The following is an 18,391-nucleotide window of genomic DNA, read 5'->3' on the forward strand; positions in this document are numbered from 1 at the left end:
AGATTAATCAAAATCCAGTGAGATTCTCGTGCGAGGTTATGAACCCTCCGGGTTGGCAACTTCGGGGAAAAACTGGACAAGTTCACCCATTTTGCGGCAAACTTGCCGCCATGAAAAGTGAAAATCAGGGAAGGGGGGAGGTCAGGTGAAAGCCACCAATACCAGAATTCTCGTCCTTCATGGACCCAACCTGAATCTGCTGGGCATGCGCGAACCAGGCCACTATGGGCTCGCCACCCTGGCGCAGATCAATGATCGTTTGCAGAATATGGCGCAGGATGCCGGCGCGATGCTGGAAAACTTTCAGAGCAACAGCGAAACCGAATTGATCAACCGGGTACATCAGGCAAAAGCCGATGCAATGGATTTCATCATCATCAACCCCGCGGCCTATACTCATACCAGCGTTGCTTTGCGCGACGGGCTTGCGGCCGTGGCCATTCCCTTTGTTGAAGTGCATCTTTCCAACGTGTTTGCGCGTGAGGCATTCCGCCACCATTCTTATTTTTCCGATCTGGCTGTTGGCGTTATCAGCGGCCTGGGTGCGAAAGGTTATGAACTGGCGCTGGAGTTCGCGCTGCAACATCAAGCTTAAGGACTAAATATGGATTTGCGAAAAGTTAAGAAACTGATCGATCTGGTCAGTGAATCCGGGATTGCCGAACTGGAAATTACCGAAGGCGAAGAAACCGTGCGCATTAGCCGCTATGGTCAGAACCCGCCGCAGCCGATGATGTATGCGCAGCATCAATCTTTCATGCCTGCTGCCGCACCTGTCGCCGCGTCACCAGCAGCCATCGAGGCTGCGCCCGCCGTTGCTGGTCAGCCCGACGGACATCCCGTCAAGTCGCCGATGGTGGGCACGTTTTACCGTGCCGCTTCGCCTGGCTCGAAAAACTTTGCCGAGGTGGGGCAATCAGTGAGCGCTGGCGATACCCTGTGCATTATCGAAGCGATGAAGCTGCTCAACGAAATCGAAGCAGACCAGGGTGGCGTCATCAAGGCGATTCTGGTCGAAAATGGCCAGCCCGTCGAATACGGCGAGCCTCTGTTTATTATTGGTTAAAAGCTTTTCACCGCGGAGTACGAAAAGGAACGCGGAGGAAAGCACCCCTGGCAAGTCGGGTTTCCTCCGCGTTCTCCGCGTCCTCTGTGGTTCAAATTAGGACTTCAAATGTTTGAAAAAATCCTCATTGCCAACCGCGGCGAAATCGCCCTGCGTATCCAGCGTGCCTGTCGCGAAATGGGCATCAAAACTGTGGCTGTCCATTCCGAGGCGGATGCCGATGCCAAGTATGTGAAGCTCGCCGATGAATCGGTGTGCATCGGCCCGGCCCAGTCCACCTTGAGCTATCTGCATGTTCCCTCGATCATCAGCGCAGCGGAAGTGACCGATGCCGAAGCGATCCATCCCGGCTACGGATTCCTTTCCGAAAATGCCGATTTCGCCGAACGGGTGGAGCAAAGCGGGTTCGTGTTCATCGGCCCGCGCCCGGAGACGATACGCCTGATGGGCGACAAGGTCAGTGCCAAGGATGCGATGAAGGCTTCCGGCGTGCCCTGCGTACCTGGTTCGGAGGGTGCGCTGTCGGACGACTCGGATGAGATTATACGTACCGCCCAGGACGTCGGTTATCCGGTGATCATCAAGGCGGCCGGCGGTGGTGGCGGCCGCGGCATGCGTGTGGTGCACACCGAAGCAGCGCTGCTGAACGCGGTCAGCATGACCAAGAACGAAGCGCAGACGGCATTCGGCAATCCAGTGGTGTACATGGAAAAGTTTCTCGAAAATCCGCGCCACATCGAGATTCAGGTTCTGGCTGACGAGCATGGCAATGCGGCGTTCCTGGGCGAGCGCGACTGCTCGATGCAGCGTCGCCATCAGAAGATTATTGAGGAAGCTCCGGCCCCTGGCCTTGATCCCAAGCTGCGCGACAAAATTGGCGAACGCTGCGCCGAAGCCTGCCGCAAGATTGGTTACCGCGGGGCCGGCACCTTCGAGTTCCTGTATGAGAATGGCGAGTTTTTCTTCATTGAAATGAATACCCGCGTCCAGGTCGAACACCCGGTGACGGAAATGATTACCGGCATCGATATCGTGCAGGAGCAGATCCGCATTGCCGCCGGACTGAAGTTGAGTTTCAAGCAGAAAGATGTTCAGCTTAAAGGGCATTCGATCGAGTGCCGCATTAACGCCGAGGATCCTTACACCTTCGTACCTTCGCCAGGACGCATCACGGTCTACCATGTGCCCGGCGGCCCTGGTATCCGGGTTGATTCCCACGTTTACCAGAATTATGTGGTGCCGCAATACTACGATTCCATGGTCGGCAAGCTGATCGCCTACGGTGCCACTCGCGAGCAAGCCATCGCCCGGATGAAGACAGCCCTTTCCGAAATGGTCATCGAAGGCATCAAGACCAACATACCCTTGCATCAGGATCTGATGCGCGATGCGGCCTTTGTCGCTGGTGGCACCAGCATTCATTACCTGGAGCACAAACTGGCTGCAGCAAAAGCAAAGCCTCAGTAAAGCCTTTAAGGCTGCGCCGTAACTAAAAAAGAGCAATACTTCTTCAAGGAATCTGCATGGCCTGGCTGTCGCTGAAAATCGAGGCGGACGAACAAACCGCCGGCGTGCTGAGCGATGCCCTGCTCGATCTGGGTGCGCTGGCGGCGGATATCGAGGATGCCAATGCCGAAACCGACCGCGAGCAGCCGATCTTCGGAGAACCGGGCGAGCCGGTCGACAGCCTGTGGCAAAACAGCATCGTCAGCGGATTGTTCGCGGAGGATGTCGATATTCCAGCCATCGTTGCCGCCGCAACCAAGGCCGCGCAACTGACCGGGACTCCGCGTTACCGCGTGGATGCCGTCGCCGAGCAGGATTGGGTCAGGCTGACCCAATCCCAGTTCGACCCGATTCAGATTTCACCTCGGCTGTGGATCATCCCCACCTGGCATACCGCTCCCGACCCCGCTGCGATCAATCTCATTCTCGACCCCGGCCTGGCCTTCGGCACCGGCAGTCACCCCACCACCCACCTCTGCCTGCAATGGCTGGAGCGGAATATCCGCGGCGGCGAGTGCGTGCTGGATTACGGTTGCGGCTCAGGCATCCTGGCGATTGCGGCGCTGAAACTGGGTGCCGGGCGTGTGCTGGGTGTGGATATCGATCCTCAGGCGGTGCTCGCCAGCAGGCAGAATGCCGAACAGAACCAGGCTGCGGCCGAGTTCTATCTGCCCAATGAAGCCCCGAAAATCCAGGTCGACGTAGTCGTTGCCAATATCCTTGCCAACCCGCTCAAGGTGCTGGCGCCGATGCTGGCCCAGGCTGTCCGTCCGGGCGGACAGATCGTGCTGTCGGGGGTGTTGGCTCCCCAGGCCGAAGAGACTCTGGCCGTCTACCGGCAATGGTTCGACATCGATATTGCCGGAGAGGTTGAGGGCTGGGTATGTTTGGCTGGAGTGAAGAGATTAGGGCCTGCTCATGAATAACTCGAACATTCTGGCCGCACTGGCAGGCGCGCTGCTGCGTTGCCGGTCGCTTGCATGGAATGGCCATGCGGCACGCCCGACGCCTTGCATCGCATCCTGCCAGCACGCCCATAATTGTCCAACTTATCCATGAACAGGCCCTAGTCATGGTGATGGTCACCACCTGTCCAGCATGCCATACCCGTTTCAGGGTGACCCCTGAGCAGATGGAAGCGCATGGCGGGGACGTGCGTTGCGGGCGCTGTGCCAAGGTATTCAATGCCCATGTTTATCTGGAACACAATCTCGAGGAACTTCAGCATGAGGGGCAGTCGAGGTTGCCGTTCGAAGAGCCCGGCAATCAAGCCGAGATGCCTGAAGAAGAGGCTAAGCAGCAGCCTGCAGCGGTAGAGGAATTCCCGGCGGAGGAGCTTGCAGCCCCTTCGTCTGAAGAAGCTCCAGATGAAGTTGAAGAAGAGCTCGCGCAACCGCTTCAAGCGGTGGATGAGTTGTTGCCCGAATCCCCCGCGGAAGTGGAGAGTTCCATTCCTGAATGGGACGAGGCAGCCTTGTATGAAATGTACGCAGCGGCGGGTGTTCTATTAAAGGAAGAACCCGCTGTTCCGGCTCCCGAGGAATTCGTTACCGTCGAGCCTGTCACGCTGGCGCCGCAGTTTGCTCCTGAACCTGTTACCGAGCGGCCTGTCGCGCGAGACACTTTCGTCGAAATTGAGAGAGCGCCGAAAAAACGCAGCTTTTTCTGGCTGTGGCTGATCGGCGCCCTCCTGCTTTTGGCGAGTCTGGGTGTTCAGGGACTCTATTTTTTCCGCTCTGATCTGGCTGCCCGTTACCCCGAATTCAAGCCGTTTTTGCAGCAGTTCTGCGGCGTGCTGCAGTGCAGCATCCGCCTGCCCGCCAATCCGGATTTGCTCAGCATCGAGACTTCCAATCTCGAGGCTGACCCGCAGCGGGCCAACCTGGTTGCGCTCAACGCCATTCTGCGCAATCGCTCCAAGCTTGCCCAGGAATATCCGCAACTCGAGCTGACACTGACCGATAACCAGGACAGGATGATTGCACGGCGGATCTTCACACCGGGGGAATATGCGAAGGGTTCCAACCTTAAACGCGGTATGGTGCCGAATGAGGAGATCACGGTGAAGCTGTATCTCGACCTGGGTGACCTGAAAGCGGCAGGTTATCGGGTTTTTCTGTTTTATCCGCAATAAAACACCGGTTTTTCAATAAGTTGATTTTATCGCCTTGTCACGGGAAGTGCGGATAAGGTATAGTTCACGCTGCCAAAAACCCATGCGGGAGAGCGTGCGATTATTTTCGCACCACCGAAGGCGCAATCACCCGTAACCGCTCAGGTATCAGGAACCGCATAGAACACGGCAACTCTGGAGAGAGGCGGCTAGTACCGCTCACCGAAGGGGCACGCGATGGTCCTAACCATCGTAATCTCTCAGGTACACAGGACAGAGGGGTGAAGCCGGCTAGCCGGCTTCACCCTTTTTTATTTCTGGCCCGGGAGTTAACAAGAATAATGTTGAAACAAACGCCACTCAATCAAACCCACCGCGACATGGGTGCCCGCATGGTCGATTTCGGCGGCTGGGACATGCCGGTGAACTACGGCTCCCAGATCGAGGAACACCATCAGGTGCGCCGCGCGGCCGGCATGTTCGACGTCTGTCACATGCTGGTGGTGGACGTCACCGGTAGCGGCATCCGCGAATTCCTCCAATATTTGCTCGCCAATAACGTCGACAAACTGAAGGAACCCGGCAAGGCGCTTTATTCCTGCATGCTGAATCCGGCGGGCGGCGTGATCGACGACCTGATCGTGTATTTCATGCGCGAGGACTGGTTCCGGATCGTGGTCAACGCCGGCACGGCGGACAAGGATGTGGCATGGATGGAGCAGCAACTCGCTGCCCGTGCGCCGCAACTGACCATCCAGCCGCGCCGCGATCTGGCGATGATCGCGGTGCAAGGTCCACAGGCAAGGGAGAAGGTGTGGCAGGCGATTCCCGCCGCTCGCGCCGCGACCGAATTCCTCAAGCCGTTCCAGGCGGCCGAATTCGACCAGTATTTTATCGGGCGCACCGGCTACACTGGCGAGGACGGCTTCGAGATCATGCTGCCGGTGTCGGAAGCAGCAGGCTTGTGGAAAACCCTGAATACCCTGGGTGTCGCGCCGATCGGTCTGGGTGCGCGCGATACGCTGCGCCTGGAAGCCGGGATGAATCTCTACGGCCAGGACATGGACGAGGACGTGAATCCGCTCGAAGCCGGACTGGCATGGACCGTGGAGCTGGCCAGTCCGCGCGACTTCATCGGCAAGCCGGCGCTGCTGGCGAAGACGGTGAAAATGCAGATGCTGGGGCTGGTTTTGCTCGACAAGGGTGTGCTGCGCGGCCACCAGAAAGTGGTCACCTCCCATGGCGCGGGCGAGATCACCAGCGGCAGTTTTTCCCCCACCCTGAACCTGTCCATCGCCTTCGCCCGCCTGCCGCTGGCAGTCGCAGTCGGCGACGTGGTGCAGGTGGAGATCCGCGACAAATTACACAATGCAAAAGTGGTGAAGCTACCTTTTGCACGCAACGGCAAGGCATTAATTTGAACCGCAAGGGACGCGAAGGACGCAAGGTAAAGCCAAAGAATTTCTTGTTTTCCTTTGCGAACCTTTGCGTCCTTGGCGGTGAAAAAGAATTTAATTCAGGAGAAAAATATGAGTATCCCTAGCGATCTGAAATACACCAAATCCCACGAGTGGACCAGGCTTGAGGCCGACGGCACGGTCACGGTCGGCATCACCCATCATGCCCAGGAACTGCTGGGCGACATGGTGTATGTGGAAACTCCCGCAGTCGGTCGCCAGCTTGCCGCTGGCGAAGAGTGTGCCGTGGTGGAATCGGTCAAGGCCGCTTCCGACGTCTATGCACCGCTGGCGGGTGAAGTGATTGCCGTCAACGCCGAGGTGGTGGATGCGCCAGAAAAAATCAATCAGGATGCCTATGCGGCCTGGATGTTCAAGATCAAACCTGGCAATCCCGCCGACCTGGATGGGCTGCTCGCTGCCGCCGCCTATCAGGCGCTGGTCGAAAGCGAAGCGCACTGATTTTCACCGCAAAGGACACAAAAGGTGCGCGAGATGATTCGCCTTCTTTTTTCTTCCTTTGCGAACCTTCGCGTCCTTTGCGGTAAATTGTTTTAAAGGTAATTTATGCCCTTCATTCCCCATACCGAAGAAGACATCCAGGCCATGCTGGCCAGCATAGGTGCGGCTTCGATCGAAGACTTGTTCGACGAAATCCCGGCTGCGCTGCGCGCCGACCGGCTTGAAAGCGTGCCACCGGCCCTGAACGAGATGGCTGCAGGCCGCCTGATGCAGGAACGGGCGGAACAGGATGGGCGCTATCTGAATTTTATCGGTGCCGGCGCCTACGAGCACCACATACCGGCGGCAGTGTGGCAGATTGCCGGCCGCGGCGAATTCTATTCCGCCTACACGCCTTACCAGGCGGAGGCGAGCCAGGGCACGCTGCAGCTGCTGTACGAATTCCAGACCATGATGGCCTCGTTGACCGGCATGGACATCTCCAATGCCAGCCTGTACGACGGTGCTTCCGGCTTGGCCGAAGCAGTGTTGATGGCGGTGCGCGCACACAAGTCGGCACGCCGTGTTCTGGTGCCGGCAGCGGTGCATCCGATCTGGCGTCAGGTGACCGATGCCTTGGTAAAAAATCAGGGTATCGAATTGATTCCCGTACCCTATGATGCTCGCAGTGGAAGCACCGTGGCCGAATCGCTGAAAAGCTTCGAAGGCGAGGATTTTGCTGCGCTGGTGATACAGCAGCCGAATTTCTTCGGCGTGCTGGAGGAAGTCGACGAACTGACCGATTGGGCTCATGCCCAGGGTATGCTGGTTATCGGCGCGGTCAATCCGATCTCCCTCGGCATGCTCAAGGCGCCTGGTCAGTGGGGAAGCAAGGGCGCCGACATCGCCGTAGGCGAGGGGCAGCCGCTGGGCGCGCCGCTATCGTCGGGCGGTCCCTATTTCGGTTTTCTGTGCTGCAAGCAGGCGCTGGCGCGGCAGATGCCGGGGCGTATCGTCGGCCGCACGGTGGACATGGACGGCAAGCCCGGCTTCTGCCTGACACTGCAGGCGCGCGAGCAGCATATCCGCCGTGCCAAGGCGACCTCCAACATCTGCACCAACCAGGGGTTGATGGCCACAGCGGCGACGGTTCATCTCGCACTGCTCGGCCAGGAAGGCCTGGAGCGCGTCGCGGCGGCCTGCCACGCCAACACCCGGATGCTGGCCGAGCAGGCGTGCCTGATTGCGGGGGTGGAGCGGGTATTTTCCAACCTCTTCTTCCACGAGGTGGTGATTACCTTCGATCTCCCCGTCGCCGACGTGCTACGCGCCATGGAGGCTCAGGGCATAATGGGAGGGCTGGACTTGACGCCCTGGTATCCGGAGCTGGGCAACGCCCTGCTGGTTTGCGCCACGGAAACCAAAACCCAGGAAGACATCCGGAAATTCCTGGAAAATCTGGAACGCATCGTTTCCCGACGCAGTTCCGGCCCTGCCTGTACTAGACTTAAGCCTGCCGCTGATAATCCGTTTTACCAAAACGGGAACAAATGAAATGGATTACTGGCAAGTAGTAAGTTTGAAACCCTGAAAAAGGAGCGCGATCATGGCAACTGTAACTCTGGAAGGCAACCCCCTCGAAGTTCTCGGTCATTTCCCGCGGCCGGGAGAATCGGTGCACAGCTTCATGCTGGTGGACAAGAACCTGAACGATATTTCCCTGAGCCAGTTCGAGGGAAAGCGCAAAATCCTGAGTATCGTGCCGAGCATCGATACGCCGGTTTGTGCGACTTCAACGCGTCAGTTCAATCGGGAAGCGAGCCAGCTCGATAATGTCGTGGTGCTGGTGATTTCCGCCGACCTGCCGTTTGCTCAGGTGCGCTTCTGCGGCGCTGAAGGGTTGAACAACGTGATCATGCTTTCCACCCTGCGCGGACGCGATTTTTCCAAGGACTACGGCGTGCTGATCAAGACCTATCCGCTTGCCGGCTTGTGCGCCAGGGCGGTGATCGTGCTGGACGAGCACGACCGCGTGCTTTATTCGCAGCTGGTGCCGGAAATAACCGATGAACCTGATTACGATGCGGCGCTGGCCGCAGTGAAAGGATAATCCGCAGTATGTTGATTTTCGAACTGTCCCGTCCGGGACGCAAAAACCTGGCCCAAGCTCCCGCGGCCAAGCCTGAAGCGAACGATATTCCAGCCCATTTGCGTCGCGGCGATAAACCGCTGCTGCCTGAAGTCTCCGAGATGGACGCAGTACGTCATTACACCCGGCTGTCGCAGAAGAACTTCTCGATCGATACCCACTTCTATCCGCTCGGCTCCTGCACCATGAAATACAACCCGCGCGGCGCCAACCAGCATGCCATGTTGCCGCAGTTTCTGGCACGCCACCCGCTGGCGTCGGAGGCTACCGGACAGGGCGTGCTTGCCTGTCTGCACGAACTGCAGGAAATGCTCAAGGATGTGACCGGCATGGCCGCGGTTTCGCTCACACCGATGGCGGGTGCCCAGGGTGAGTTCGCCGGGGTGGCGATGATCCGCGCCTATCACGTTTCCCGCAATGATGCGGCCCGTACCGAAATGCTAGTGCCGGATGCAGCGCACGGCACCAATCCGGCCTCGGCGGTGATGTGTGGCTATACCGTCAGGGAAATTCCTACCGACCGCGATGGCAATGTCGATCTGGAAGCGCTCAGGGCAACCGTCGGGCCAAACACTGCCGGACTGATGCTGACCAATCCCTCCACCCTCGGGGTGTTCGAAAAGAATATCAGCGAGATGCAGCAGATCGTCCACCAAGCCGGCGGTCTGACCTACTACGACGGCGCCAATCTCAACGCCATCCTGGGTCGGGTCAAGCCGGGCGACATGGGTTTCGACGTGATCCACGTCAACCTGCACAAAACCTTTTCCACCCCGCACGGCGGTGGTGGACCCGGTTCTGGCCCGGTGGGTGTCAGTGAGCGCCTGCTGCCGTTCCTGCCGATACCGGTGGTCGCTTTCGAGTCCGGTCGCTACCGTCTGGTGACGGAAAAGGATCTGCCGCAAAGCATCGGACGTCTTTCCGGCTTCATGGGCAATATCGGTGTCCTGCTGCGCGCCTATTCCTACGCGCGCATGCTGGGCGCGGAAGGGATGCGCCGCGTGGCGGATTTCGCCACCCTCAACGCCAACTACCTGATGGCGGAACTGAGCAAGGCCGGCTTCGATATCGCCTTTCCGCAGCGTCGTGCCAGCCACGAGTTCATCGTCACCCTCAAGGGCCTCAAGGAGCAAACCGGGGTGAGCGCGATGGACGTGGCCAAGCGCCTGCTCGACAAGGGCTTCCATGCGCCCACCACCTATTTTCCGATGCTGGTGCCGGAATGCCTGCTGATCGAGCCGACCGAAACCGAGTCGAAACAGACGCTAGATGCCTTCGTCGCGGCATTGAAGGAAATTCTGGACGAGGCCCATGCCAATCCGGAACTGGTCAAGACTGCGCCCCACACCATGCCAGTGCGGCGTCTCGATGACGTCAAGGCAGCACGCGAGCTGGATCTGGTGTGGAAGGCTTAGCCTTCATCAATCTGTAACACGCATCCCATAAACTGGCTTCAACATGGAAAGCCCGCACAAAGGCAAGACCGGCCTGAAACGCCTGTGGAACGCTTTCCACTACTCCCTGGCAGGATTCAAGGCCGCCTACCAGAACGAGGACGCTTTCCGGCAGGAATCTCTGCTGGCAGCGGTCCTGATTCCGCTCGCGCTGTTTCTGCCGGCGGGGGCAGTCGGCAAGGCGCTGATGATTGCCAGCGTGCTGCTGGTGCTTATCGTCGAACTGCTCAATTCGGCGGTGGAAGCCACGGTAGACCGCATTTCTCTGGAAAACCACCATCTGGCCAAACGGGCCAAGGACATCGGCAGCGCCGCCGTGCTGCTGAGCTTGGTCAACCTGACGGTGGTCTGGGCGCTGGTGCTGTTCGGCTAGCCTGTCACAAAAAATTCAACTTGCTGTCACAATAGCTTCTTCTTGCCGCGGCAAACTAGCGGCATGGAAAAACAGTCCCCTTTCATCCCCCTGTATCTGCCTCTCACTCAGCGTTCGTTGCGCGTGGCGGTGGTTACGGAGACCTATCCGCCCGAGATCAACGGCGTCGCCCTGACCATCCAGCACATGGTTGAGGGATTGCGCCAGCGTAATCACCAGATCCAGTTGATCCGGCCGCGCCAGGGAACAGGCGATATGCCTGCCTTCACTGCCAATCTGCAGCAGATTCTGTTGCCGGGTTTTGCCATTCCGCGCTATCCCAACCTGCAGCTGGGGCTGCCGGCCGGATCCGTGCTGCGGAAGCTGTGGCGCGCGAGCCGGCCGGACGTGGTGCACATCGTTACCGAGGGGCCGCTCGGCTGGTCGGCGCTGAACGAGGCGCGCAAGCTGGATATTCCGGTCACCAGCGATTTTCACACCAATTTCCACAGCTACACCCGGCACTATGGAATCGGCTGGATGCGCAGGCCGATCGGCGCCTATCTGCGCCATCTGCACAACAGGGCTCTGTTGACGATGGTGCCAGATCGGGGCTTGCGCCACGAACTTGAAACGCAGGGCTACCAGAATCTGGCCATTGTCGGGCGGGGCGTAGACACCGACCTGTTCAATCCCGCGCGCCGCAGCATGGAATTGCGCCACAGCTGGGGGGTAAGCCGGAACGGTTTGGTGGTGGTCCATGTCGGTCGGCTGGCGGCAGAAAAAAATCTCGAAGCGGTGGTGGACGCCTTTGATGCGATGAGTGCCAGGCACCCCAGGGCAAAGCTGGTGTGGGTGGGCGATGGTCCGCAGCGCTCACTGCTGCAGGCACGCAATTCGGGGCATATTTTTGCCGGCATGCAGACCGGTATCGATCTGGCCGAGCATTATGCCTCCGCCGACGTGTTCCTTTTCCCCAGCCTGACCGAAACCTTCGGCAATGTGACGCTGGAGGCGATGGCCAGCGGTCTGGCGGTGGTGGCCTACAACTATGCCGCAGCGGCAGAACATATCCACCATGGCGAAAATGGCCTGGTGGCGGAGTTCGACAACCTTTCCCTGTTCTGCGACCAGGCGGCGATTCTGGCCGGCCGGCCGGAGATGGTCGCGCGGCTAGGCAGCAATGCCCGTCAGAGCGCTGACGGTCTGGCCTGGAGCAAAATTTGCGAGCGCTTCGAACAACTGTTGCTGGAAATCGTGGACGAAGGAGGGCGGCATGGAAAGCAAGACCGTTTCATACCTGGGTCAGATTCAAATCTGGGACCTGGCGCTATGTCTCCGCTTTAATCGGGCCAACCGTCTCAGGTCCATTGGTCGGCTGTTTGGTGTAATCAGCCGGCTGGGGGATGGGGTGTTCTGGTACGGCCTGATGCTGTTCCTGCTGCTGTGGGAAAAGGAAATGGCGGTGGTGCCGGTGATACACATGGCCGCTGCCGGCTTGGCCTGCGCCCTGCTCTACAAATGGCTCAAGGCCAAAACCCTGCGACCGCGCCCCTTCGAATTCTATCGCGAGATCATTCTCAGCGTGCCGCCGCTCGACAAGTACAGTTTCCCCTCCGGCCATACCCTGCACGCGGTAGCCTTCACGCTGGTGGCGCTGGGCTACTACCCTTCCCTTACCGTGGTGCTGGTGCCGTTCACTCTGCTGGTTGCCACTTCGCGCATGGTGCTCGGCCTCCACTACCCGAGCGACGTGCTGGCAGGTGCGGTGATCGGCGCACTGGTTGGCGGCGCCTCGTTCTGGCTGGTGTGAACCAACGGTCACAGCCTGTCACATTCCGTGAAGTCAGGCCCGCCGCCATAGGGCGGTAAGCTGCTATAATCTGCCGGAATTCATTTTCGGAGTAACCCATGCGCACGCTAATTTGTGGCTCTCTCGCCTACGACACCATCATGGTGTTTCACGACCATTTCAAGAACCACATCCTGCCCGAGCAGATCCATATTCTTAATGTCGCCTTCCTGGTGCCGGACATGCGGCGCGAGTATGGCGGTTGCGCCGGCAACATCGCCTACAACCTGGAGATGATCGGCGGCGAGCCGCAGATCATGGCGACCGTGGGCGACGATTTTCAGCCTTATGCGAAGCGGCTGGAGAAGCTTGGTCTGGCGCAGGAGCATGTGCGCAGCGTACCCGAAACCTTCACGGCACAGGCCTTCATTACCACCGATCTGGCCGACAACCAGATCACCGCTTTTCACCCCGGTGCCATGAACTATTCTCATCACAACCATATTGGCGATGCGAAGAACGTCGGCCTGGGCATCGTCGCGCCGGACGGCCGGGAAGGCATGCTGCAGCATGCCCGCGAGTTTCATGAAGCGGGCATCCCGTTCGTGTTCGATCCCGGTCAGGGCCTGCCGATGTTTGGCGGCGAGGAGTTGCTGAACTTCGTCGAGCTGGCGGATTATGTCGCCCTCAACGACTACGAGGCGCAGCTATTGCAGGAGCGCACCGGGCAGAAAATCGACCAGCTGGCAAAACTTGTCAAGGCGCTGGTTGTCACAAGGGGTGGACAGGGCTCGGAGATTTATGCCGATGGTCAACGTCACGAAATCCCCTGCGTTAAAACAGAGGAGGTGGTCGATCCCACCGGCTGTGGCGATGCCTACCGAGCCGGCCTGTTGTACGGGATTGCTCGCGGCATGGACTGGCAGGTAACCGGGCGGCTGGCTTCGCTGCTGGGCTCGGTCAAGATCGCTAGCCGCGGAGGACAGAACCATACGCTAGCACGCGAAGAGATTAATTCGCGTTTTAAGGAACACTTTGGAATGAACCTTGAGGATTAAACAATGAATACCAGACTGATGAAATTGATTGTGGTTGCGGTGGCATCTGTTGCGGTGCTCGGTGGCTGTGCATCGAGCATGTCGGGCGGGGCTTATAGTCGCGGGCAGGCGCGTCAGGTGCAGGAAGTCCAAATGGGTGTGGTCGAAAGCGTGCGTACCGTCAAGATCGAGGGTACCCAAAGCCCGGTCGGAACCGGTGCGGGTGCGGTGATCGGCGGCATCGCCGGCAGCAATGTCGGGCAGGGCAAGGGCAGCACCGTTGGCACAATACTGGGCGCCGTGGCCGGTGGCGTGGCTGGCTCCATGATCGAAGAGGGCGTGATGAGCAAGGCTGGCCTGGAAATTACCGTCAAGCTGGACAATGGCCGCATGATCGCCGTCACCCAGGAAGCCGACGAGCAGTTCAGGGTCGGCGAGCGGGTACGGGTATTGTCTGGCGGCGGCGTCACGCGCGTCACCCACTGACAACGTTCCAGCCCGTCAGGGCTGTCGTCATATAAATGTCATTCTGCTGACATTTTGCCGTAACACGCCTGGCTTATTGTTCCTCCATCCATCAAACGGACAGGAGGAAAAAATGCAACTACAACAGGCACAAACGCCAGGCAGCGCGGTATCAAAGAAGCTTTTTGTATCTTACGCAAAGTCAACGGACGAGGTGAAAGCGGCGCAACGCCTACGCTACCGGGTGTTTGCAGAGGAAATGGGGGCGCGCCTGTCGGGCAGCGAGGCTGGGCTGGATCAGGATATTTTTGATCCATTTTGCGAGCACCTTCTGGTGCGCGATGGTGATACCGGTGAAGTGGTCGGCACCTATCGCATTCTACCGCCGGATCGGGCCAAGAAAATTGGCGGGCTCTATTCGGCCAGCGAGTTCGATCTTACTCGTCTGTTGCACCTTTCCCCCAGCATGGTGGAGGTGGGGCGCTCCTGCGTACATCCTGATTACCGCAATGGCGCAACCATCAGCCTGCTTTGGTCTGGGCTGGCGAAGTACATGCTTAACCACGGCTATGAATACCTGATGGGTTGTGCCAGCGTCAGCATGGCTGATGGTGGACACGCCGCCGCCAGCCTTTATAATAATCTCAGAGTCGATAACATGAGCCCCATCGAGTGGCGCGTTTTCCCGCGTTGCGCACTGCCCCTGGACAAACTCACTCGCGAGTCTTCCGAGTCTGCTTCTCTTCCCCCGCTGCTCAAGGGGTACTTGCAAGCAGGCGCTTACATTTGCGGTGATCCCGCCTGGGATCCCGATTTCAATACTGCGGACTTTCTGGTGCTGTTGCCCATGTCCAAGGTGAACAGGCGATATGCACGACACTTTATGGGGGCAGCCGCCTAATCGGAGCAACGGATTACTGATCCGCAACTGGCGGCTGGTCCGGCTTGTCCTTCATCTGCTGGTGGGAGTGATCAAGGCAGCGCTGCTGCTTCCCCTGGTTGGCCGGGCTCGGCGCATTGAGTTGATCCGCCGCTGGTCGGTGCGCGTGCTCGCCATTCTCAATGTCAGGCTCAGCGTCAGGGGCGAGGTGCCGGACATTTCGTCGGCAGGCGTGATGTTCGTCGCCAACCATATTTCATGGCTGGATATTTACCTGCTGGATGCGGTATGCCCGGTGCGTTTCGTTTCCAAGGCCGAGGTGCGCGCCTGGCCAGTGATCGGCTGGCTGGCGGTTAAGATTGGAACCCTGTTCATCGAAAGAACGCGGCGCCATGACACTGCGCGCGCCGGGCGTGAAGTGGTCGACGCCCTCAGGCAGGGGGATTGCGTGGCGGTGTTTCCTGAAGGCACCACCAGCAAAGGCACCCTGCTGCGGCCGTTTCATGCCTCCCTGCTGCAATCGGCAATCAACAGCGGATCCCCGCTCTGGCCGGTGGCGATCCGCTACGTGCATCGCGACGGTACGGCAAATTTATCTCCGGCCTATGTGGACGACATGAGCTTCGCCGACTCCCTGTTCAGAATATTGAATGAGCCGGAACTGGTGGCGGAGATTGCCTATCTTGAGCTGCTGCCGGTTCAGGGGCGCAGCCGGCGCGAACTCGCCGCTTTGGCAGAGCAGGCTATTGCCAATGCGTTGAGCTTGACAGCGCCTTGCAGGAAATCTGATAAACCTGTCGATCCTCCAGCCGCACTGCCGTAAGGTCTCCTCCCCACAAACAGCCGGTATCCAGCGCCATCAGATTACTGCGCACCTGCAGCCCCAGCGCCGACCAGTGGCCGAAAATAATTGTGGCATCAGCGCTTTTCCGGTTGGGGGCTTCATACCAGGGTAGATGGCCCGCCGGGAAGATCTCCGGCGGCCCCTTGTGGTCGAATTCCATTTCCCCTGCAGGAGTACAGAAGCGCAACCGCGTCATCGCGTTGGTGATCATGCGCAGCCGCGCCATTCCGCGCAGGTCCTTGCTCCAGGCTTTGGGCTCGTTGCCATACATGTGCGCGAAAAAATCGAGGTAATGCTTGCCGCGCAGTTCCTGTTCAACTTCATGAGCCAGAGAGGAGGATTTCTTCACCGACCATTGCGGCAGCAGGCCGGCATGTACCAGCGCGTAGTCACCTTCGGCGTAAAACAGGTGCTGGTGGCGCAGCCAGTCGAGCAGCTCGGTACGGTCGGGCGCCTCCAGCACTTGAGCAATCGTATCCTTGCGATGCGGTTTGACGAAGCCGTAGGCGACCGCCAGCAGGTGCAGATCATGGTTGCCGAGTACCACCACTGCCTTGTCGCCCAGTGCTTTTGCCCAGCGTAGCACCGCCAGCGAATCCGGCCCGCGGTTAACCAGGTCGCCCACCAGCCACAGCCGGTCGCGCGCGGGATCGAAGTCGATTTTTTGCAGCAGTAGCTGCAGCGCCTGAAAGCAGCCTTGAATGTCGCCGATGGCGTAAGTGGCCATATATAAAGTAATGGGTGATGGGTGATAAGTGAGGGCTATTTTACAGAGGTCGCTTTCCCTCATGTGATAAAATCGGTGTCCGCGCTACTCAAGGCACTCAGCACTCCTCATTCAATGTTGTCCCATCTCAATGCCCCGCAGCGCGAAGCGGTGAAATATCTCGACGGTCCGCTGCTGGTGCTGGCCGGCGCAGGCAGCGGCAAGACCCGCGTGATTACTCACAAGATCGCCTACCTGATCGAGGAATGCGGCTTTTCACCTGCCCATATCGCCGCCATCACCTTCACCAACAAGGCGGCGCGCGAGATGTCCGAGCGCGCGGCCAAGCTGTTGCAGGGCAAGCCCAGTCGGGGGCTGACCGTCACCACTTTCCATTCGCTGGGGATGCAGATATTGCGCAAGGATGCCGCGCACCTCGGCTACAAGCCGCGCTTCTCGATATTCGATGCCGCCGATGCGGCCCAGATACTCAGCGACATCATCAAGACCACAGACAAGGGCGAGATACGGAGCGTGCAGCAGCGCATCTCGCTGTGGAAAAACTCGCTGATCTCGCCCGACCTGGCGCTGAAGCAGTCCGAGAACGACCTCGAACAGCATGCTGCAAAAACCTATTTGGCCTACCAGGACACCTTGCGTGCCTACCAGGCGGTGGATTTCGACGACCTCATCCGCCTGCCGGTAGAGCTGTTCAGCACGGTTCCCGAAGCCCTGGAAAAATGGCGCAACAAGCTGCGCTACCTGCTGATCGACGAGTACCAGGACACCAACGGCTGCCAGTACCAGCTGCTACGGCAGTTGACCGGCAGCGGAGGCGCCTTCACTGCGGTGGGCGACGACGACCAGGCAATCTACGGCTGGCGCGGCGCGGACATCAAGAACCTGCATATCCTGCGCGAGGACAATGAGCATCTGCACGTAGTCAAGCTGGAACAGAACTACCGTTCCACCATCCGCATCCTGCGCGTTGCCAACAGCCTGATCGCCAACAACACCAAGCTGTTCGAGAAGAAGCTGTGGAGCGACCTCGGCCTGGGCGACCCGATCAACGTGCTGGCCGCCAAGGACGAAGAACACGAGGCGGAAAGCGTGGTGATGCGGATGCTGGCGCACAAGTTCGAGCATCGCACCCGCTTCGCCGATTACGCCATCCTGTATCGCGGCAACCATCAGGCGCGGGTGTTCGAGCAGCAGTTGCGCAACGAGCGCATCCCTTACCAGTTGAGCGGCGGCAGCTCGTTTTTCGATAAGGCCGAGATCAAGGATGTGACTGCCTACTTGCGCCTGTTGGCCAATAGCGACGACGACCCCGCCTTCATCCGCGCCGTCACCACGCCAAAAAAAGGCATCGGCACGCAAACCCTGGAAAAGCTCGGCAACTACGCCGCGCAACGCAACCAGAGCCTGTTCGCCGCCGCCTTCGAGGCCGGGGCGGAAAACCAGCTCGGCACCAAGCAGTACCATGCCCTGATGGAGTTCTGTCAGTTCATCAACAACCTGCAATTTCGCGCCGAACGGGAATCCGCCGCCACCATCATCGAGGATTTGCTCAAGGCGATCGGCTACGAGACGCACCTGTTCGACAGCGAAGAGCCGCGCGCGGCGGAAAGCAAATGGAACAACGTGCGGGAATTCGTCGCCTGGCTATCGAAGAAGGGCGAGGAGGACGGCAAGAACATCATCGAACTGACCCAGACCATCGCCCTGATCAACATCCTGGATAACCGCGACAGCCAGGATCTGGATGCGGTGCGCCTGTCCACCCTGCATGCGGCGAAGGGGCTGGAGTATCCCCACGTATTCCTGGTCGGCGTGGAGGACGGCATCCTGCCGCACCGCGAATGCATCGACAACGGGCTGGTGGAGGAAGAGCGCCGGCTGATGTACGTCGGTATCACCCGCGCCCAGCGAGGTCTGACCCTGAGCTACTGTTCGAAGCGCAAGCGCGGCCGCGAATGGCAGGCCTGCGAGCCAAGCCGCTTCATCGCTGAACTGGCGCAGGACGACTTGCGCATCAGCGGACGGGAAAGCACTCCGGAAGTGCAGAAATCAGAAGGCACAGCGCGGCTGGCACAGTTGAAGGCGATGTTGAAAAAATAAGGGCGGCT

General features: G+C 59.1%; 19 protein-coding genes and 1 riboswitch. Of the genes, 18 read left to right on the top strand and 1 reads right to left on the bottom strand.

The window, feature by feature from the left end; translation table 11 throughout:
- Nucleotides 1-145: 145 nt before the first annotated feature.
- The 17 genes from aroQ (at nucleotide 146) to SCT_RS09560 (ending at nucleotide 15,535) form a co-directional block, all read left to right on the top strand.
- Nucleotides 146-595 carry a type II 3-dehydroquinate dehydratase gene (aroQ, locus tag SCT_RS09480; protein WP_082098275.1) on the top strand — a complete coding sequence of 150 codons (450 nt, stop codon included), beginning with the start codon at nucleotides 146-148 and terminating at the stop codon, nucleotides 593-595.
- A 9-nt stretch (nucleotides 596-604) separates the two neighbouring features.
- Nucleotides 605-1,066 (top strand): acetyl-CoA carboxylase biotin carboxyl carrier protein, encoded by a 462-nt coding sequence (accB, locus tag SCT_RS09485; RefSeq protein ID WP_059422128.1) that lies wholly within the window; start codon nucleotides 605-607, stop codon nucleotides 1,064-1,066.
- A 108-nt stretch (nucleotides 1,067-1,174) separates the two neighbouring features.
- Entirely contained in the window at nucleotides 1,175-2,533 is a 1,359-nt protein-coding gene (gene accC, locus SCT_RS09490) for an acetyl-CoA carboxylase biotin carboxylase subunit (RefSeq protein WP_059422132.1), read from the top strand.
- Nucleotides 2,534-2,589: 56 nt separating this feature from the next.
- The gene (gene prmA / locus SCT_RS09495; protein ID WP_059422137.1) at nucleotides 2,590-3,498 is read left to right on the top strand and encodes a 50S ribosomal protein L11 methyltransferase; all 909 of its coding nucleotides are present in this window, start codon (nucleotides 2,590-2,592) and stop codon (nucleotides 3,496-3,498) included.
- Between the two features lie 65 nt (nucleotides 3,499-3,563).
- The gene (locus SCT_RS09500; protein ID WP_159107893.1) at nucleotides 3,564-4,706 is read left to right on the top strand and encodes a DUF3426 domain-containing protein; all 1,143 of its coding nucleotides are present in this window, start codon (nucleotides 3,564-3,566) and stop codon (nucleotides 4,704-4,706) included.
- 75 nt (nucleotides 4,707-4,781) lie between these two features.
- A riboswitch (glycine riboswitch) is annotated at nucleotides 4,782-4,873 on the top strand.
- A 153-nt stretch (nucleotides 4,874-5,026) separates the two neighbouring features.
- On the top strand, nucleotides 5,027-6,106 hold the full coding sequence (gene gcvT / locus SCT_RS09505) for a glycine cleavage system aminomethyltransferase GcvT (RefSeq protein WP_059422144.1): 1,080 nt from the start codon (nucleotides 5,027-5,029) through the stop codon (nucleotides 6,104-6,106).
- A gap of 108 nt (nucleotides 6,107-6,214) precedes the next feature.
- The gene (gcvH, locus tag SCT_RS09510) at nucleotides 6,215-6,604 is read left to right on the top strand and encodes a glycine cleavage system protein GcvH (protein WP_059422150.1); all 390 of its coding nucleotides are present in this window, start codon (nucleotides 6,215-6,217) and stop codon (nucleotides 6,602-6,604) included.
- A gap of 105 nt (nucleotides 6,605-6,709) precedes the next feature.
- Nucleotides 6,710-8,137 carry an aminomethyl-transferring glycine dehydrogenase subunit GcvPA gene (gene gcvPA, locus SCT_RS09515; RefSeq protein ID WP_059422154.1) on the top strand — a complete coding sequence of 476 codons (1,428 nt, stop codon included), beginning with the start codon at nucleotides 6,710-6,712 and terminating at the stop codon, nucleotides 8,135-8,137.
- 52 nt (nucleotides 8,138-8,189) lie between these two features.
- Complete coding sequence (tpx, locus tag SCT_RS09520; protein ID WP_059422157.1) at nucleotides 8,190-8,693, top strand: thiol peroxidase; 504 nt, start codon at nucleotides 8,190-8,192, stop codon at nucleotides 8,691-8,693.
- Nucleotides 8,694-8,701: 8 nt separating this feature from the next.
- Nucleotides 8,702-10,147: an aminomethyl-transferring glycine dehydrogenase subunit GcvPB gene (gene gcvPB / locus SCT_RS09525; RefSeq protein ID WP_009207463.1), complete on the top strand. Its 1,446-nt coding sequence runs from the start codon at nucleotides 8,702-8,704 to the stop codon at nucleotides 10,145-10,147.
- A 43-nt stretch (nucleotides 10,148-10,190) separates the two neighbouring features.
- Nucleotides 10,191-10,559: a diacylglycerol kinase gene (locus tag SCT_RS09530; protein ID WP_059422159.1), complete on the top strand. Its 369-nt coding sequence runs from the start codon at nucleotides 10,191-10,193 to the stop codon at nucleotides 10,557-10,559.
- A 63-nt stretch (nucleotides 10,560-10,622) separates the two neighbouring features.
- Nucleotides 10,623-11,885 (top strand): glycosyltransferase family 1 protein, encoded by a 1,263-nt coding sequence (locus SCT_RS09535; RefSeq protein WP_082098277.1) that lies wholly within the window; start codon nucleotides 10,623-10,625, stop codon nucleotides 11,883-11,885.
- Nucleotides 11,815-12,351: a phosphatase PAP2 family protein gene (locus tag SCT_RS09540; RefSeq protein ID WP_059422162.1), complete on the top strand. Its 537-nt coding sequence runs from the start codon at nucleotides 11,815-11,817 to the stop codon at nucleotides 12,349-12,351. Before SCT_RS09535 ends, SCT_RS09540 begins: the two co-directional genes overlap by 71 nt.
- A gap of 98 nt (nucleotides 12,352-12,449) precedes the next feature.
- Entirely contained in the window at nucleotides 12,450-13,388 is a 939-nt protein-coding gene (locus SCT_RS09545; RefSeq protein ID WP_059422164.1) for a carbohydrate kinase family protein, read from the top strand.
- 3 nt (nucleotides 13,389-13,391) lie between these two features.
- Entirely contained in the window at nucleotides 13,392-13,853 is a 462-nt protein-coding gene (locus SCT_RS09550; RefSeq protein WP_059422165.1) for a glycine zipper 2TM domain-containing protein, read from the top strand.
- Between the two features lie 112 nt (nucleotides 13,854-13,965).
- On the top strand, nucleotides 13,966-14,733 hold the full coding sequence (locus tag SCT_RS09555) for a GNAT family N-acetyltransferase (RefSeq protein WP_059422169.1): 768 nt from the start codon (nucleotides 13,966-13,968) through the stop codon (nucleotides 14,731-14,733).
- Nucleotides 14,702-15,535, top strand: coding sequence for a 1-acyl-sn-glycerol-3-phosphate acyltransferase (locus SCT_RS09560; protein WP_237759650.1), 834 nt, complete (start codon nucleotides 14,702-14,704; stop codon nucleotides 15,533-15,535). Before SCT_RS09555 ends, SCT_RS09560 begins: the two co-directional genes overlap by 32 nt.
- Here the strand turns inward: SCT_RS09560 and SCT_RS09565 are convergent.
- On the bottom strand, nucleotides 15,456-16,283 hold the full coding sequence (locus SCT_RS09565; RefSeq protein WP_059422175.1) for a symmetrical bis(5'-nucleosyl)-tetraphosphatase: 828 nt from the start codon (nucleotides 16,281-16,283) through the stop codon (nucleotides 15,456-15,458). The two genes, SCT_RS09560 and SCT_RS09565, sit on opposite strands and share 80 nt — an antisense overlap.
- 114 nt (nucleotides 16,284-16,397) lie before the next feature.
- Between SCT_RS09565 and SCT_RS09570 the strand changes: the two genes are divergently transcribed.
- Nucleotides 16,398-18,383 carry a UvrD-helicase domain-containing protein gene (locus tag SCT_RS09570; RefSeq protein WP_059422177.1) on the top strand — a complete coding sequence of 662 codons (1,986 nt, stop codon included), beginning with the start codon at nucleotides 16,398-16,400 and terminating at the stop codon, nucleotides 18,381-18,383.
- Nucleotides 18,384-18,391: the final 8 nt, after the last annotated feature.

The sequence above is a fragment of the Sulfuricella sp. T08 genome (assembly GCF_000971475.1).
In the GTDB taxonomy this organism is placed as follows: Bacteria; Pseudomonadota; Gammaproteobacteria; order Burkholderiales; family Sulfuricellaceae; genus Sulfuricella.

Bases quoted from the DNA above. Each gene is read 5' to 3' on its own strand.
- accC (WP_059422132.1), top strand. From the start codon at position 1,175: ATGTTTGAAAAAATCCTCATTGCCAACCGCGGCGAAATCGCCCTGCGT.
- SCT_RS09555 (WP_059422169.1), top strand. From the start codon at position 13,966: ATGCAACTACAACAGGCACAAACGCCAGGCAGCGCGGTATCAAAGAAG.
- gcvPA (WP_059422154.1), top strand. From the start codon at position 6,710: ATGCCCTTCATTCCCCATACCGAAGAAGACATCCAGGCCATGCTGGCC.
- gcvPB (WP_009207463.1), top strand. From the start codon at position 8,702: ATGTTGATTTTCGAACTGTCCCGTCCGGGACGCAAAAACCTGGCCCAA.
- gcvH (WP_059422150.1), top strand. From the start codon at position 6,215: ATGAGTATCCCTAGCGATCTGAAATACACCAAATCCCACGAGTGGACC.
- SCT_RS09530 (WP_059422159.1), top strand. From the start codon at position 10,191: ATGGAAAGCCCGCACAAAGGCAAGACCGGCCTGAAACGCCTGTGGAAC.
- SCT_RS09500 (WP_159107893.1), top strand. From the start codon at position 3,564: ATGCGGCACGCCCGACGCCTTGCATCGCATCCTGCCAGCACGCCCATA.
- SCT_RS09560 (WP_237759650.1), top strand. From the start codon at position 14,702: ATGCACGACACTTTATGGGGGCAGCCGCCTAATCGGAGCAACGGATTA.
- accB (WP_059422128.1), top strand. From the start codon at position 605: ATGGATTTGCGAAAAGTTAAGAAACTGATCGATCTGGTCAGTGAATCC.
- SCT_RS09535 (WP_082098277.1), top strand. From the start codon at position 10,623: ATGGAAAAACAGTCCCCTTTCATCCCCCTGTATCTGCCTCTCACTCAG.
- SCT_RS09565 (WP_059422175.1), bottom strand. From the start codon at position 16,283: ATGGCCACTTACGCCATCGGCGACATTCAAGGCTGCTTTCAGGCGCTG.
- SCT_RS09570 (WP_059422177.1), top strand. From the start codon at position 16,398: ATGTTGTCCCATCTCAATGCCCCGCAGCGCGAAGCGGTGAAATATCTC.
- SCT_RS09545 (WP_059422164.1), top strand. From the start codon at position 12,450: ATGCGCACGCTAATTTGTGGCTCTCTCGCCTACGACACCATCATGGTG.
- SCT_RS09550 (WP_059422165.1), top strand. From the start codon at position 13,392: ATGAATACCAGACTGATGAAATTGATTGTGGTTGCGGTGGCATCTGTT.
- tpx (WP_059422157.1), top strand. From the start codon at position 8,190: ATGGCAACTGTAACTCTGGAAGGCAACCCCCTCGAAGTTCTCGGTCAT.
- gcvT (WP_059422144.1), top strand. From the start codon at position 5,027: ATGTTGAAACAAACGCCACTCAATCAAACCCACCGCGACATGGGTGCC.
- prmA (WP_059422137.1), top strand. From the start codon at position 2,590: ATGGCCTGGCTGTCGCTGAAAATCGAGGCGGACGAACAAACCGCCGGC.
- SCT_RS09540 (WP_059422162.1), top strand. From the start codon at position 11,815: ATGGAAAGCAAGACCGTTTCATACCTGGGTCAGATTCAAATCTGGGAC.